The following is a 15,057-nucleotide window of genomic DNA, read 5'->3' on the forward strand; positions in this document are numbered from 1 at the left end:
GCCGATGGTGGACCAACCGCCGCGTCCCGCCTCGCAGCAAAAGGTGGAGTGCTTCCATGTCAGTGGCTCTTGAGAAGCAGGACGCTTCGGCCGACCAGCGGTCACGGCGATCCGGCGGGCGCGAAGCGCGCCGTGCGATGCGGGCGGCACCGCTTGCCGACGACATCAGGCCGGTGCGGCCGGGCCTCGAAGGCGGCAGCTATGGGCCGCTCAGCGAAAACGACCGAGAGCGCATCCATGAGGCGGTGCTGACGCTGCTGGAAACGGTCGGCTTCGCCAACGCGATACCCTCCTGCATCGAGGCGCTGACCAGGATTGGCGCGACCTATGGCGACGATGGCCGCATCCGCCTGCCGCGGGCGCTCGTCCTCGACACGATCAAGAATGCGGCCCGGCATTTCACGCTGCACGGCCAGGACCCCAAGCACGACATGGTGATCCAGGGCAAACGCGTGCATTACGGCACGGCGGGCGCGGCCGTGCATCTGGTCGACGTCGAGAAGCGCGAATACCGCGAGTCCCAATTGCAGGACATCTACGACGCCGCGCGCCTGGTCGACGGCCTCGACAACATCCATTTCTTCCAGCGCACCATGGTGCCGCGCGACATTCCCGATCCGCTGGAGATGGACTTCAACACGCTCTACGCCTGCGTGATGGGGACCGCCAAGCATGTCGGCACCTCGTTCACGGTGCGCGAGAACGTCAAGCCGGCGCTGGAGATGCTCTATGCGATCGCCGGCGGCGAGGAAAATTTCCGCGCACGCCCCTTTGTGTCGAATTCCAACTGCTTCGTCGTGCCGCCGATGAAGTTCGCCGAGGACGCCTGCGGCGTGCTCGAGGCCTGCGTCGAAGGCGGCATCCCGATCCTGCTTCTGTCGGCTGGCCAGGCCGGCGCCACGGCGCCGGCGGCGATTGCCGGGGCGGTGGTGCAGGCGGTCGCGGAAGTGCTGATGGGCCTGGTTTATGTCAACGCCATCAAGCCCGGCCATCCGGCGATCTTCGGGACCTGGCCGTTCGTCTCCGACCTTCGGACCGGCGCCATGTCCGGCGGCTCGGCCGAGCAGGCCGTGCTGACCGCCGCCTGCGCGCAGATGGCGCAATATTACGACCTGCCGGGCGGCTCGGCGGCCGGCATGACGGATTCGAAACTGCCCGACATCCAGTCCGGCTACGAGAAGGGCATCACCAATGTGATGGCCGGCCTCTCCGGCCTCAACCTGGTCTATGAGTCGGCCGGCATGCATGCCTCGCTGCTCGGCTTCTGCCTGGAAAGCCTGATCATCGACAACGACATGCTCGGCCACTGCCTGCGCTGCGTGCGCGGCATCGAGGTGACCGACGAGGCGCTGTCGATCGACACCATCGCCGATGTCTGCCTGAAGGGCCCCGGCCACTATCTCGGCAACGAGCAGACGCTGAAGCTGATGCAGACCGAATATTTCTATCCGGCCATCGGCGACCGCTTCTCGCCGAAGGAATGGAACGAGAAGGGCCGGCCCGACATCCTGCAAAGGGCGATCGCCGAGAAGAAGCGCGTGCTTGCCGAGCGCTTCCCGCGCCACGTGCCGAAAACGGTCGACGACAAATTGCGCGCCCGCTTCGGCGAGATGATCAAGCTGCCGCGCGGCGGCATGGGCGGCTAGGCCGGGTTGAGCATCCTACTCGGCGCTTAGGCCGAAGCGCTCCACCACCTCGGCGCTGATCAGCTTTGCATGCAGCGCCATCAGCACGATCTGCGCATCGAGGCTGTCGCCGGTCTCGAGCGCGTCCTCGATGCGGCGCTCCGCGTCCAGCCTGCGCTCGCGGCCATTGGCCTGTTCGAACGTCTCCGGCCCGGCAACGCAATAGCCGAACAGCTGCGCGAGCGAGGCGTAGGCCTGCGCCGGCGGCTCGTCCGGCCAGTGATCCTTCATCAGATTGACGATGGTGAGCTTGACGCCCTCCGGCACGAGCGCGGGATGGAGGTCGGCGCCGCGCAAGGCGGCATCGAGCGTCCGCAGATCGCCCGAGCGGCCGAACATGCCGAGGAAGCCTAGGGAAGAGCGCCGTTTCGTCATGGATGGTCCTGTCCGTTTGCCAGCATATGGCATCGCGCGCGCCGTTTTGCACAAGACGACGTATTGCCCAGAGGAGCCGGGCGCCTATCTGGCGGGGCTATGGTCACAATCTGATCTGGTTTCGCGGAGGCCACAGAGGGACCAGAGCAAATTCTGTGAGGAGTGCCATGAAGAAGACCTATCACGGCAGTTGCCATTGCGGCGCTGTGCATTTCCAGGCCGATCTCGACCTCGCCGAGGGCATTCGCAAATGCAATTGCAGCTTCTGCTGGAAACTTGGCTACCGCAAATCCTTTACCGCCTACCAGGCGCTCAGGGTGATGGAAGGCAGTGACCGGATGCGGGACTACAAGGCTAGCCCGTCCAACTGGCCGGAAGGCGACATCAACCACTATATGTGCCCGAACTGCGGCGCGAATGTCTTCTCGCGCGGCTATCTCGATTTCATGGGCGGGAATTTCTGGGCTGTGAACGTCGCCTGCCTGGACGACGTCAGCGAGGAGGAACTCGCTTCCGCACCGATCATCTACGAGGACGGTAAACGCAACAGGCAGGACCAGGCGCCGGAGATCACCGGTTACCTGTAAGCACAGCGGGACAGCAGCCCTGGGTCAGCAAAAACGGCGGCTTGATCCACGATCAAGCCGCCGTTCGCGCGAGCGAGGTTGCCGGCGCTCAGTGGTTGTCGCGGGGCACACCCCTGGTGTGCGCGACATCCTGGTACTTCACCGCCGGCTTCAGCACCATGCCGGCGTCAAACTGGTCGACGATGCCGCGCTGGATCTCCTGCCACGGCGTCTGGTGCTGGGGATAATGGAAGCCGCCATTGCCCTGGAGCGCGGCGCGCCGCCTGGCGATCTCCTCGTCGCTGACGAGGATGTTGGCCGAGCCCTTCTTCAGGTCGATGCGGACGCGGTCGCCGCTCTTGAGCAGCGCCAAGCCACCGCCTATCGCCGCCTCCGGCGAAGCGTTGAGGATCGAGGGCGAGCCTGACGTGCCCGACTGGCGGCCGTCGCCGATGCAGGCCAGCGAATGGATGCCCTTCTTGATGAGGTAGGCCGGCGGCTGCATGTTGACCACCTCGGCGCCGCCGGGATAGCCGACTGGGCCGGCGCCGCGCATGAACAGGATGGTGTGCTCGTCGATGCCTTGCGCCGGATCGTCGATGCGGGCGTGGTAGTCCTCCGGGCCGTCGAAGACCATGGCGTTGCCCTCGAAGGCTTCGGGATCCTTCGGGTTGGACAGATAGCGCTGGCGGAATTCCGGCGAGATGCCGCTGGTCTTCATGATCGCGGAGTCGAACAGGTTGCCCTTCAGGTTGATGAAGCCGGCATTGGCCTTCAGCGGCTTGTCGACGCTGTGGATGACCTCCGGGTTTTCGTTGGCGGCATCGCGGCAATTGTCGCCGATCGACTTGCCGTTGGCGGTAACCGCATCCGGATGCGGCAAAAGCCCGCCCTTCAGCAGTTCGGCGACGACCGCCGGAACGCCGCCGGCGTGGTGATAGTCCTCGCCGAGATATTCGCCCGTTGGCTGCAGATTGACGATGAGCGGCACGTTGAGGCCGACCTTCTGCCAGTCGTCATTGTCGAGCGGCACGCCGAGATGGCGAGCAATGGCGTTGAGGTGGATAGGCGCGTTGGTCGAGCCGCCAATGGCCGAGTTGACGACGATGGCGTTCTCGAACGCCTGGCGCGTCATGATGTCGGACGGCTTCAGGTCCTCATGCACCATGTCGACGATGCGCTTGCCGGTCTCGTAGGCGATCTGGCCACGCTCGCGATAGGGCGCGGGGATGGCGGCCGAGCCCGGCAGCTGCATGCCGAGCGCCTCGGCCAGCGAATTCATGGTGGTGGCGGTGCCCATGGTGTTGCAGTAGCCGGTCGACGGCGCCGAGGAGGCGACGATGTCCATGAACTCGTCGTAATTGATCTCGCCCGCCGACAGGCGCTGGCGCGATTCCCACACGATGGTGCCGGAGCCGGTGCGCTTGCCCTTGTGCCAGCCGTTCAGCATCGGGCCGACCGAAAGCGCGATGGCCGGGATGTTGACAGTGGCGGCGGCCATCAGCAGCGCCGGCGTTGTCTTGTCGCAGCCGATGGTCAGCACGACGCCGTCGAGCGGATAGCCGTAGAGCACCTCGACAAGGCCGAGATAGGCAAGGTTGCGGTCGAGCGCCGCGGTCGGGCGCTTGCCGGTCTCCTGGATCGGATGGCACGGGAACTCGAAGGGAATGCCGCCCATCGAGACGATGCCCTCGCGCACGCGCTTGGCGAGCTCGAGATGATGCCGGTTGCAGGGCGACAGATCCGAGCCGGTCTGGGCGATGCCGATCAGCGGCTTGCCCGACATCAGCTCGGCGCGCGTCAGTCCGTAGTTCAGGTAGCGCTCGAGATAGAGCGCCGTCATGCCCGGATTGTCGGGATTGTCGAACCACTCCTGCGAGCGAAATTTTTTCTTCTTGGTGGGGGCGCCGGCCATCGTGGTCTCCGTATTTGTATGACAAATCGATATGACAATGCGCGGATGCAGGCAAGGGGCACGCGCCATCCGAACCCGCACTTTGGTGCGATAGACATAAGTCTGCCCCTGCGCTAGGGCTTCCGGGCAGTCTTTCCGGGAGGTTCTTGATGGCTTTGGTGATCGAAGGCGAGGAACGGATTGCCGCACCCCTGCAAAAAGTATGGGAAGCGCTGAACGACCCGGACATTCTGAGGGGCAGCATCCCCGGCTGCCAGAGCCTGGAAAAGAAATCCGACACCGAAATGGCGGCAACCGTCGTGCTGAAGATCGGGCCGATCAAGGCGACGTTCAACGGCGAGGTCGTGCTCAAGAACCTCAAGCCTCCGCATTCCTACACCATCCAGGGCGAAGGCAAGGGCGGCATTGCCGGCTTCGCCAAGGGCGGCGCCGACGTGACGCTGACCGCCGACGGCGCCGACACGACGGTGCTCAAATATGCGGCCAAGGCCGATGTCGGCGGCAAGATCGCCCAACTCGGCAGCCGCCTGATCGAATCGACGTCGAAGAAGCTCGCCGGGCAGTTCTTCTCGACGTTCGGCGAGAAGGTCGGCGGGTGACCCTCGCGCCGAGGGATCACTCGAACACGATCGAGGGCACCGCGGCTTCCGCCGCGCCACGCTCCTCATTGACCCTGCCCCAGACCTTTGCCGCAATGTCGCGGTAGATCTTCGCCTCGGCGCCTTCCGGCTTCGAGACCACCACCGGCGCGCCGGCATCCGAGCTTTCGCGAATGCCCATTTCCAGCGGCACCTCGCCGAGGAAGGCGACGCCCAGCCGCTCGGCCTCGCGCCGCGCCCCACCATGGCCGAAGATGTCGTAGCGCTTGCCGGTGTCGGGGGCGAGGAAATAGCTCATGTTCTCGACGATGCCGATCAGCGGCACGTCGACCTTCCTGAACATGTTGAGGCCCTTGCGGGCATCGATCAGCGCCAGGTCCTGCGGCGTCGAGACAATGACGGCGCCGGCGAGCGGCACCTGCTGGGCCATGGTCAACTGGGCATCGCCGGTGCCGGGCGGCATGTCGACGACCAGCACGTCGAGCGGGCCCCATTCGACCTCGCGCAGCATCTGGGTCAGCGCCGACATCACCATCGGGCCGCGCCAGATCATCGGCGTTTCCTCATCGACGAGGAAGCCCATCGACATCACCTTCAGCCCATAGTTCTGCATCGGCTTCAGGATCTTGCCGTCGACCGTCTGCGGCCGGCCGTGGATGTTGAGCAGCCTTGGCATGGACGGGCCGTAAATATCGGCGTCGAGGACGCCGACCTTGAGGCCGTTGGCGGCAAGACCGAGCGCCAGGTTGACCGCTGTGGTCGACTTGCCGACGCCGCCCTTGCCGGAGGCCACCGCGATGATCGCGTCGATGCCGGGCACGCCGCGCTTGCCGTGGCTGTGCGATGCCGGCGCCTGCGGCACGGGGCGCTGCGGCGCGGCAGCCGGTGCCGGCCGCGGCGCGGGACGCGGCGGCACCGGCGCTTCCATGCCGCCGCCCTTCTTCTCCGCCGTCAGCGCCACGACGGCGCCGGCGACGCCCGGAATGGCCTTGACCACGCGCTCGGCTGCGGCGCGCAGCGGCTCCATCTCCTGGGCGCGGGCGGCGGGCACGGTGATCGAGAAGAACACCTTCGAATCGGCAATGAAAATCTCCGAGACCAGGCCGAGGTCGACGATGTTGCCGGTGAAATCCGGCCCGTTGACCGTTTTCAGGCGCTCGATGACGGTTTCCTTGGTGACGGCCATGGTGTTTCCTCGGGGTTTTGGCGATGCAGATAGTGCAGTTTCCGGCAAGAACCAAGCCGTGGAGCAAAGGCTTGCCCGGCGTGCCACGGAAAACGACCGGCAGTGTCGGATTTGCCCGATGACGTTTCCCGGTCGACCGGCAGTTCAACGCCTGCCCATGGCCAATCGATCCACGGGCCCTATCTCGCTTGCCATGAGCGGCGACACAACAAATCCGGGAAGGAGACTGTCATGCTCGCAAACAGCAATGCAGCAGCCAATCTGGCGGTGAAAGACCTGGCGAGAGCCAAGACATTTTATGAGGGAACGCTGGGTCTCAGGCAGGTGGACGACATGGCTGGCGAACTGGTCGTCTACAAAAGTGGTGACACGGTCATCAACGTCTATCATTCGGATTTCGCCGGAACCAACAAGGCAACGGCTGTGACCTGGAACGTCGGCGACGAGATCGCTCCTGTCGTCAAGTCGCTGAAATCGAAGGGCGTCGCCTTCGAACACTATGAGATGCCCGGCCTGTCGCTGGACGGCGACATCCATGTCGGCGACGGCATGAAGGTCGCCTGGTTCAAGGATCCGGACGGCAACATATTGTGCCTCGCGGGCGAGTAGGTCTTTGCGCCCCGCTCCGCGTCAGCCCACCAGGCGCGTGGCGAAATAGGTGAGCGCCGAAATGGCGGCGGTGGCCGGCAGGGTGACGACCCAGGCGACGACGATGTTGCCGGCAATGCCCCAGCGCACGGCTGAGACACGGCGGGCGGCGCCGACGCCGATGATGGCGCCGGTGATGGTGTGCGTGGTCGAGACCGGAACGCCGAGCCAGGTGGCGGCGAACAGCGTGATGGCGCCGCCGGTCTCGGCGCAAAAGCCCTGCATCGGGTTCAGCCGGGTGATCTTCGAGCCCATCGTGTGGACGATGCGCCAGCCGCCGAACAAGGTGCCTAGCGCCAGCGCCGACTGACAGGTGATTACCACCCATAGCGGCACGTGGAAGGTGCCGCCGAGCATGCCTTGCGAATAGAGCAGCACGGCGATGATGCCCATGGTCTTTTGCGCGTCGTTGCCGCCGTGGCCGAGCGAATAGAGCGAGGCGGAGAAGAACTGCAGGACACGGAAGCTGTTGTCGACGGCGAATGGCGTCTGGCGCACGAACAGCCAGGAGACGATGAGGACGAGCAGGAGCGCCAGCACGAAACCCGTCGCCGGCGAGAGCACGATGGCCGCGACGGTCTTGCCGAGGCCCGACCAGACGATGGCGCTTGTGCCCGCCTTGGCGACGCCGGCGCCGACCAGCCCGCCGATCAGCGCATGCGAGCTGCTGGAGGGAATGCCGGCGATCCAGGTGACGATGTTCCAGACGATGGCGCCGACCAGCGCGGCAAAGATCACGGCCGGCGTGACGATGCTGGCGTCGACGATGCCCTTGCCCACCGTCTCGGCGACATGCAGGCCGAAGAACATGAAGGCGATGAAGTTGAAGAAGGCCGCCCAGAGCACCGCATAGTGCGGCCTCAGGACGCGCGTCGAGACGATGGTGGCGATCGAATTGGCGGCGTCGTGCAGGCCGTTCAGGAAATCGAAGAACAGCGCCACGGCAACGAGGCCAACCAGCAGGGGAAAGGTGATGGTGGCGTCCATCGCCTAAACGTTCTCGATCACGATGCCGCTGATCTCGTTGGCGACGTCCTCGAACCGGTCGACAACCTTCTCCAGCTCACCATAGATCTCAGAGCCGATCAGATAGGCCATCGGATCGCTGCGGCCGTGCCGTTTGAACAGATCCTTCAGCCCCTGCTCGTGCAGGTCGTCGGCGCGGCCCTCGGCGCGCATGACCTCCTCGGCAATGGCGTTGAGACGAACGCTGTGGGCGCCGACCTTGCCGAGCAGCGGGATCGCCTCGGCGACCAGCTTGGCGGCGTCGACGATGACGGCGCCCATCTCCTGCATCAGCGGGTCGAACTCGGTCTTCTCGAACAGCTTCACCGTCTTGACGGTCTTGTGCATCATGTCGATGGCGTCGTCCATCGACTGGATCAGGTCCTTGATGTCGCCGCGATCGAAGGGGGTGATGAAGGAGCGGCGCACGGCCAAAAGCACCTCGGCAGTGATGCGATCGGCCTCGTCCTCGAGATCGATGATCTTCTGGCTCCAGCGGTCGATGTCCTTGCCCTGCAGGAGCTGCTGCAGCGCCTCGGCGCCGCCGACCACCGTGCGGGAATGGCGTTCGAACAGGTCGAAGAAGCGATCTTCGCGCGGCAGCAGCTTGCGGAACCAGCCCAGCATGTCGATCTCCCGTCGTGTCTACACCCGTCACTGACATAACGCCGCAAGGCGCCCCGGGAAACAGTAAGCCGGCTGAAAAGATGTGGATGCCGGGCGACGGCAGATGCGACTTGCGGCGCAGGACAATTTCCCCGACCCTGCGCGGAACGCGCGGACAGAAGGTCCGCAACAGGCATCAAAGGCATGATCGACAAGCTGGAATTCTTCATCGCGCTCGCCAGGGAGGAACATTTCGGCCGGGCGGCGGAAGTGTGCGGCGTCACCCAGCCGACGCTGTCGGCGGGGATCAAGCAGTTGGAGGAACAGCTCGGCGTCATGCTGGTGCTGCGCGGCTCGCGCTTCCAAGGGCTGACGCCGGAAGGCAAGCAGGTGCTGGTGTGGGCGCGCCGCATCGTCGGCGACAGCCGCACCATGCGCGAGGAGATGCGCGCGGCCCGGCACGGCCTGTCCGGCCGCATCCGCATCGCCGCCATCCCGACAGCGCTCGCAATGGTGGCGCGGCTGACGACGCCGTTCCGGGCCAAGCATCCCGGCGTCACCTTCTCGGTGCTGTCGCGCACCTCGATCGAGGTGCTGTCGCTGCTCGGCAATTTCGACGTCGATGCCGGCATCACCTATCTCGACAACGAACCGCTCGGACGCGTGGTGAGCGTGCCGCTCTATGACGAGCGCTATCAGCTGATCACCGCGGTCGGAAATCCCTTTTCCGACCGCGACAAAGTGACGTGGGCGGAGATCAGCCAGCTGCCGCTCTGCCTGTTGACGCCCGACATGCAGAACCGCCGCATCATCGACCAGCATCTGGCAGAGGCCGGAGTGCAGGTGCGGCCGACGCTGGAATCGAATTCGATGATCGTGCTGTTTTCGCACATCCGCACCGGCAAATGGTCGTCGATCATGCCGCTCAACCTTGCGGAAACATTCGGCTTTTCCGAACCGATCAGGGCCATTCCGATCGTCGATCCGGACGCCAGCCACACGGTCGGCCTGGTGGCGGCGCCGGGCGAGCCGCACACGCCCTTGGTGCAGGCGCTGCTGGACGAGGCGATGACGCTTGCGGACGATTTCCGCGCCCATCGCTAGGCTAGACAATGCAGGTCGAGCGCGCTTGATAGAAAATTTCTATCAAGCAACGGGACAGCTTTATTGATTTCGGAGGTTTCCTCTGATTTCGTAAGGACTTAGCGATATTGCGCCGGGTGCGTGTCGTTGCCCCAAAACCGCTCTATATTTTGATATTTTGGGTGACACACATCGGGTCGCCACGACCAGGGAGGGCGCTGCATGCCAATGCAGCCTGCAAGTACCGAGATCGCATCGCGCGCAGCCGCGATCATAGATGAATTGAAGGACCTCGAAGGTCCGCTGCTGCCGATCCTGCACGAGATCCAGGAAGAATTCGGCCATGTGCCGCAGGCAGCGCTGCCGGTCATCGCCGACGGGCTGAACCTTTCCAGGGCCGAAGTGCACGGTGTCGTCACCTTCTACCATGATTTCCGCGCCCGCCCGGCCGGCCGGCATGTGCTCAAGCTGTGCCAGGCGGAAGCCTGCCAGTCGATGGGCTCGGATGCGGTCGCCGCCAAGGTCAAGCAATTGCTCGGCATCGGTTTCCACGAGACCACCCGCGACGGATCGGTTACACTGGAGCCGGTCTATTGCCTCGGGCTTTGCGCCTGTTCGCCGTCGGCGATGCTGGACGGCGAGGTGATCGGGCGGCTCGATGACGAGAAGATCGAAGAGATCGTCGCGGAGGTACGCTCATGATCCCGCGCATCTATATCCCCGGAGATTCCGGCGCGCTGGCACTCGGCGCCGAAAAGGTCGCCAAGGCGATCGAGAAGGAACTCGCGGAGCGCGGCGTCGAGGCCAAGATCGTGCGCAACGGCTCGCGCGGCGCCTATTTCCTGGAGCCGATGGTCGAGGTTGCGACGGCCGAGGGCCGCGTCGCCTACGGGCCGGTCAAGCCTTCCGACGTCAAGAGCCTGTTCGACAGCGGCTTCCTCAAGGGCGCGCCCCATAAGCGCTGGCTTGGCGCGCCGGACAAGATCCCCTTCCTCGCCAAGCAGACGCGGCTGACCTTCGCGCGCTGCGGCGTCATCGATCCGCTGTCGCTCGACAATTACAAGGCGCATGGCGGGCTGAAGGGCCTGCACAACGCCGTCGCCATGGCGCCCGCGGACATCGTCAAGCAGGTCACCGAATCCGGGCTGCGCGGCCGCGGCGGCGCCGGCTTCCCGACCGGCATCAAGTGGAAGACGGTGCTCGATACCGCTTCGGACCGCAAATACATCGTCTGCAACGCCGACGAGGGCGACAGCGCCACTTTCGCCGACCGCATGATCATGGAGGGTGATCCCTTCGTGCTGATCGAGGGCATGGCGATCGCCGGCATCGCCACCGGCGCGACCAAGGGTTTCGTCTATATCCGCTCGGAGTATCCGCATGCGGTGGCGACGATGAACAGGGCCGTCGAGATCGCCCGCAAGCACGGCGTGCTCGGCGTCAACGTGCTGGGCTCGCCCAACGCCTTCGACATGGAAATCCGCGTCGGCGCCGGCGCCTACGTCTGCGGCGAGGAAACCTCGCTTCTGAACAGCCTGGAAGGCAAGCGCGGCGTGGTGCGCGCCAAGCCGCCGCTGCCGGCAATCCAGGGCTTGTTCGGCAAGCCGACGGTGATCAACAACGTGATCAGCCTGGCCTCGGTGCCGATCATCATGGACAAGGGTGCCGCCTTCTACAAGGATTTCGGCATGGGCCGCTCGCGCGGCACGATCCCGATCCAGATTGCCGGCAACGTCAAGCATGGCGGCCTGTTCGAGACGGCCTTCGGCCTGACGCTGGGCGAGATCGTCGACGACATCGGCGGCGGCACGGCTTCCGGGCGTCCGGTGAAGGCGGTGCAGGTCGGCGGTCCGCTCGGCGCCTATTTCCCGCGCGCGCTGTTCGACACGCCGTTCGACTATGAGGCCTTTGCCGCCAAGGACGGGCTGATCGGCCATGCCGGCCTCACCGTGTTCGACGACACCGCCGACATGCTGAAGCAGGCGCGCTTCGCCATGGAGTTCTGCGCCATCGAGAGCTGCGGCAAGTGCACGCCGTGCCGGATCGGGTCGACGCGCGGAGTGGAGGTTCTCGACAAGGTCGCCTCCGGCATCGAGGCGGAGAAGAACCTCGCTCTGGTCACCGACCTCTGCAACACGATGAAGTTCGGATCGCTGTGCGCACTGGGCGGCTTCACGCCCTACCCGGTGATGAGCTCGATCACGCATTTCCCCGAGGATTTCAAGCCGGCGCCGACGCGCGTGGCGGCTGAATAGGAGCTGGCAGATGAACATCAAGGCCGACTTCCCATCGCTCATCGAAGAGATCGACTACGGCACCCCGGAGTCGAGGGCGGAAAAACAGATCACGCTGATCGTCGACGGCCGCAGCATCACGGTGCCGGAAGGCACCTCGATCATGCGCGCGGCGATGGAGGGCGGGGTCGAGATCCCGAAGCTCTGCGCCACCGACATGCTGGATTCATTCGGCTCATGCCGCGTCTGCCTGGTCGAGATCGACGGACGCGGCGGCACGCCGGCTTCCTGCACGACGCCGGTCGGCGAAGGCATGGTGGTGCGCACGCAGTCCGAGCGGCTCGATGCGATCCGCCGCGGCGTTATGGAGCTCTACCTCTCCGACCATCCGACCGGCTGGAACGAGACGGCCGGTACCGGCGCCAGCGAATTCGACGTGGTGGCGAAGTCCGTCGGCCTGAGCGAGAACCGCTACGGCGTCGAGGGCCGCAACCACGTCAAGGAAGAGAACGGCGTCGCGCCAGGCCATGGCTCGCTGGCGGTCGACTACATCGCCCGCGACGAATCCAACCCCTATTTCACCTACGACCCGGCGCAGTGCATCGTCTGCTCGCGCTGCGTGCGCGCCTGTGAAGAGGTGCAGGGCACCTTCGCGCTGACCATCGAGGGCCGCGGTTTCGAATCGCGCATGGTCGCCGGCATGCACGAGGATTTCATCGCCTCCGAATGCGTGTCCTGCGGCGCCTGCGTGCAGGCCTGCCCGACCGACGCGCTGCGCGAGAAGACGGTGCTCGAGAAGGGCATGCCGGAGCGCTCGGCGGTCACCACCTGCGCCTACTGCGGCGTCGGCTGCTCGTTCAAGGCCGAAGTGAAGGGTGACGAGGTCATCCGCATGATGCCCTACAAGGACGGCAAGGCGAACCACGGCCATAGCTGCGTGAAGGGCCGCTTCGCCTATGGCTACGCCACCCACAAGGACCGCATCCTGTCGCCGATGATCCGCGACAAGATCTCCGATCCGTGGCGCGAGGTGAGCTGGGAAGAGGCGATCGCCCACACGGCCAAGGAATTCCGCCGCATCCAGTACCAGTACGGCCGCACCGCGATCGGCGGCATCACCTCCTCGCGCTGCACCAACGAGGAGACCTATCTCGTCCAGAAGCTGGTGCGGCAGGGCTTCCGCAACAACAATGTCGACACCTGCGCCCGCGTCTGCCACTCGCCGACCGGCTACGGGCTCGGCCAGACCTACGGCACCTCGGCCGGCACGCAGGATTTCGACTCGGTCGAATTCACCGACGTCGCCGTCGTCATCGGCGCCAATCCGGTTTCCGCCCACCCGGTGTTCGCCTCGCGGCTGAAGAAGCGCCTGCGCCAGGGCGCCAAGCTGATCGTGCTCGATCCGCGCCGCACCGAGATGGTCAAGTCGGCGCATATCGAAGCGGACTATCACCTGCCGCTGAAGCCCGGCACCAACGTTGCGGTGCTGACGGCGCTGGCGCATGTCATCGTCACCGAGGGCCTGTTCGACGAAGCCTTCATCCGCGAGCGCTGCGACTGGGCCGAGTTCCAGGACTGGGCGTCCTTCGTCGCCCTGCCGGAAAACAGCCCCGAGACCGTCGGCAAGCTGTCCGGCGTCGACCCCGAGCTGATCCGGGGTGCGGCGCGGCTCTACGCCAAGGGCGGCAATGGTGCGATCTACTACGGCCTCGGCGTCACCGAACACAGCCAGGGCTCGACCACGGTGATGGCGATCGCCAACCTCGCCATGGCCACTGGCAATATCGGCCGTCCGGGCGTCGGCGTGAACCCGCTGCGTGGCCAGAACAACGTGCAGGGCTCGTGCGACATGGGCTCCTTCCCGCATGAGCTGCCGGGCTATCGCCACATCTCAGGGGAAGCGGTGCGCGACATCTACGAGAGCCTGTGGGGCGTCAAGCTCGACGACGAACCGGGCTTGCGCATCCCCAACATGCTGGACGCCGCCGTCGACGGCTCGTTCAAGGGCATCTACATCCAGGGCGAGGACATCCTGCAGTCCGATCCCGATACCAAGCATGTCGCCGCTGGTCTCGCCGCGATGGAATGCGTCGTCGTGCACGACCTCTTCCTCAACGAGACGGCGAACTACGCGCATGTCTTCCTGCCGGGCTCGACCTTCCTCGAGAAGGACGGCACCTTCACCAACGCCGAGCGCCGCATCAACATGGTGCGCAAGGTGCTGGAACCGAAGGCGCGCTACGCCGACTGGGAGGCGACGCAGGAGCTTGCCCGCGCCATCGGGCTCGACTGGAACTACCAGCATCCGTCCGAGATCATGGACGAGATCGCCAAGACGACGCCAAGCTTCGCCAACGTCTCCTTCGAGATGCTCGACCGCGTCGGATCGGTGCAGTGGCCCTGCAACGACAAGGCGCCGCTCGGCACCCCGATCATGCATGTCGATGGCTTCGTGCGCGGCAAGGGCAAGTTCATCCGCACCGAATATGTGGCGACGGACGAACGGACCGGCCCGCGCTATCCGCTGCTGCTCACCACCGGCCGCATCCTGTCGCAGTACAATGTCGGCGCGCAGACCAGGCGCACCGAGAACGTGATGTGGCATGCCGAGGACCGGCTGGAACTCCATCCGCACGACGCCGAGAATCGCGGCATCCGCGAGGGCGACTGGGTGCGGCTGGTGAGCCGTTCGGGCGAAACGACGCTGCGCGCGCTGATTACCGACCGTGTCTCGCCGGGCGTCGTCTACACGACCTTCCACCACCCGGACACCCAGGCGAACGTCATCACCACCGACTTCTCGGACTGGGCGACCAACTGTCCGGAATACAAGGTGACCGCCGTGCAGGTGGCGCCGTCCAACGGCCCGACCGACTGGCAGAAGGACTATAACGAGCAGGCGCGGCAGAGCCGCCGCATCGCTCCGCTGGAAGCGGCGGAGTAATTGTGTCGAGACATGGTCGACCCCCACTCCGTCGAGCTTCGCTCGACACCTCTCCCCCGATCGACGGGGGAGAGGAAAGGCGCGAGCCTTGGTCGGGAGTCGCACTTCCTCTCCCTCCGGAGGGGGGAGAGGTGGCGCTGCGAAGCAGCGACGGAGTGGGGGAAGGCCCGGAAGAGCCATCGCCCGTTGAAGCAAGGTGCTTCCTAAGTGA

The 15,057-nt window shown here is 65.2% G+C and carries 13 protein-coding genes; 8 read left to right on the forward strand and 5 right to left on the reverse strand.

Annotation, left to right across the window (positions count from 1 at the left end; translation table 11 throughout):
• The first annotated feature begins 56 nt into the window (after nt 1-56).
• The gene (locus EN857_RS01525) at nt 57-1,646 is read left to right on the forward strand and encodes a trimethylamine methyltransferase family protein (protein WP_127392617.1); all 1,590 of its coding nucleotides are present in this window, start codon (nt 57-59) and stop codon (nt 1,644-1,646) included.
• Between the two features lie 15 nt (nt 1,647-1,661).
• Here the strand turns inward: EN857_RS01525 and EN857_RS01530 are convergent, their stop codons facing one another.
• Nucleotides 1,662-2,060, reverse strand: a complete 399-nt coding sequence (locus tag EN857_RS01530; RefSeq protein ID WP_127392618.1) for a hypothetical protein — start codon at nt 2,058-2,060, stop codon at nt 1,662-1,664.
• A 167-nt stretch (nt 2,061-2,227) separates the two neighbouring features.
• Here EN857_RS01530 and EN857_RS01535 point away from each other — a divergent pair, with 167 nt between their 5' ends.
• Entirely contained in the window at nt 2,228-2,647 is a 420-nt protein-coding gene (locus EN857_RS01535; RefSeq protein ID WP_135857742.1) for a GFA family protein, read from the forward strand.
• Nucleotides 2,648-2,735: 88 nt separating this feature from the next.
• Here EN857_RS01535 and EN857_RS01540 read toward each other — a convergent pair whose 3' ends face one another.
• Nucleotides 2,736-4,541: an IlvD/Edd family dehydratase gene (locus tag EN857_RS01540; RefSeq protein ID WP_127282847.1), complete on the reverse strand. Its 1,806-nt coding sequence runs from the start codon at nt 4,539-4,541 to the stop codon at nt 2,736-2,738.
• 149 nt (nt 4,542-4,690) lie between these two features.
• Here EN857_RS01540 and EN857_RS01545 point away from each other — a divergent pair, with 149 nt between their 5' ends.
• The gene (locus EN857_RS01545; protein WP_127282848.1) at nt 4,691-5,140 is read left to right on the forward strand and encodes a carbon monoxide dehydrogenase subunit G; all 450 of its coding nucleotides are present in this window, start codon (nt 4,691-4,693) and stop codon (nt 5,138-5,140) included.
• A gap of 16 nt (nt 5,141-5,156) precedes the next feature.
• Here EN857_RS01545 and EN857_RS01550 read toward each other — a convergent pair whose 3' ends face one another.
• Nucleotides 5,157-6,326 carry an Mrp/NBP35 family ATP-binding protein gene (locus EN857_RS01550; protein WP_135857744.1) on the reverse strand — a complete coding sequence of 390 codons (1,170 nt, stop codon included), beginning with the start codon at nt 6,324-6,326 and terminating at the stop codon, nt 5,157-5,159.
• Between the two features lie 231 nt (nt 6,327-6,557).
• Here EN857_RS01550 and EN857_RS01555 point away from each other — a divergent pair, with 231 nt between their 5' ends.
• Nucleotides 6,558-6,935 (forward strand): VOC family protein, encoded by a 378-nt coding sequence (locus EN857_RS01555; RefSeq protein ID WP_127282850.1) that lies wholly within the window; start codon nt 6,558-6,560, stop codon nt 6,933-6,935.
• Between the two features lie 21 nt (nt 6,936-6,956).
• On the opposite strand, the gene EN857_RS01560 is transcribed toward EN857_RS01555, so the two are convergent.
• On the reverse strand, nt 6,957-7,961 hold the full coding sequence (locus EN857_RS01560) for an inorganic phosphate transporter (RefSeq protein WP_135857746.1): 1,005 nt from the start codon (nt 7,959-7,961) through the stop codon (nt 6,957-6,959).
• Nucleotides 7,962-7,964: 3 nt separating this feature from the next.
• A complete protein-coding gene (locus EN857_RS01565; protein ID WP_127282852.1) occupies nt 7,965-8,606 on the reverse strand; it encodes a DUF47 domain-containing protein in 642 nt (213 codons plus the stop codon).
• Nucleotides 8,607-8,789: 183 nt separating this feature from the next.
• On the opposite strand from EN857_RS01565, the gene EN857_RS01570 reads away from it, so the two are divergent.
• From EN857_RS01570 to fdhF, 4 genes are all read left to right on the forward strand, one after another.
• The gene (locus tag EN857_RS01570; RefSeq protein ID WP_127282853.1) at nt 8,790-9,689 is read left to right on the forward strand and encodes a LysR family transcriptional regulator; all 900 of its coding nucleotides are present in this window, start codon (nt 8,790-8,792) and stop codon (nt 9,687-9,689) included.
• Between the two features lie 201 nt (nt 9,690-9,890).
• The gene (locus EN857_RS01575) at nt 9,891-10,370 is read left to right on the forward strand and encodes a formate dehydrogenase subunit gamma (RefSeq protein ID WP_127282854.1); all 480 of its coding nucleotides are present in this window, start codon (nt 9,891-9,893) and stop codon (nt 10,368-10,370) included.
• Nucleotides 10,367-11,923, forward strand: coding sequence for an NADH-quinone oxidoreductase subunit NuoF (locus tag EN857_RS01580; protein ID WP_135857748.1), 1,557 nt, complete (start codon nt 10,367-10,369; stop codon nt 11,921-11,923). Before EN857_RS01575 ends, EN857_RS01580 begins: the two co-directional genes overlap by 4 nt.
• Before the next feature lie 10 nt (nt 11,924-11,933).
• Entirely contained in the window at nt 11,934-14,846 is a 2,913-nt protein-coding gene (gene fdhF, locus EN857_RS01585; RefSeq protein WP_135857750.1) for a formate dehydrogenase subunit alpha, read from the forward strand.
• The last annotated feature ends 211 nt before the right edge of the window (nt 14,847-15,057 follow it).

The sequence above is a fragment of the Mesorhizobium sp. M4B.F.Ca.ET.214.01.1.1 genome (assembly GCF_004791545.1).
GTDB lineage: Bacteria > Pseudomonadota > Alphaproteobacteria > Rhizobiales > Rhizobiaceae > Mesorhizobium > Mesorhizobium abyssinicae.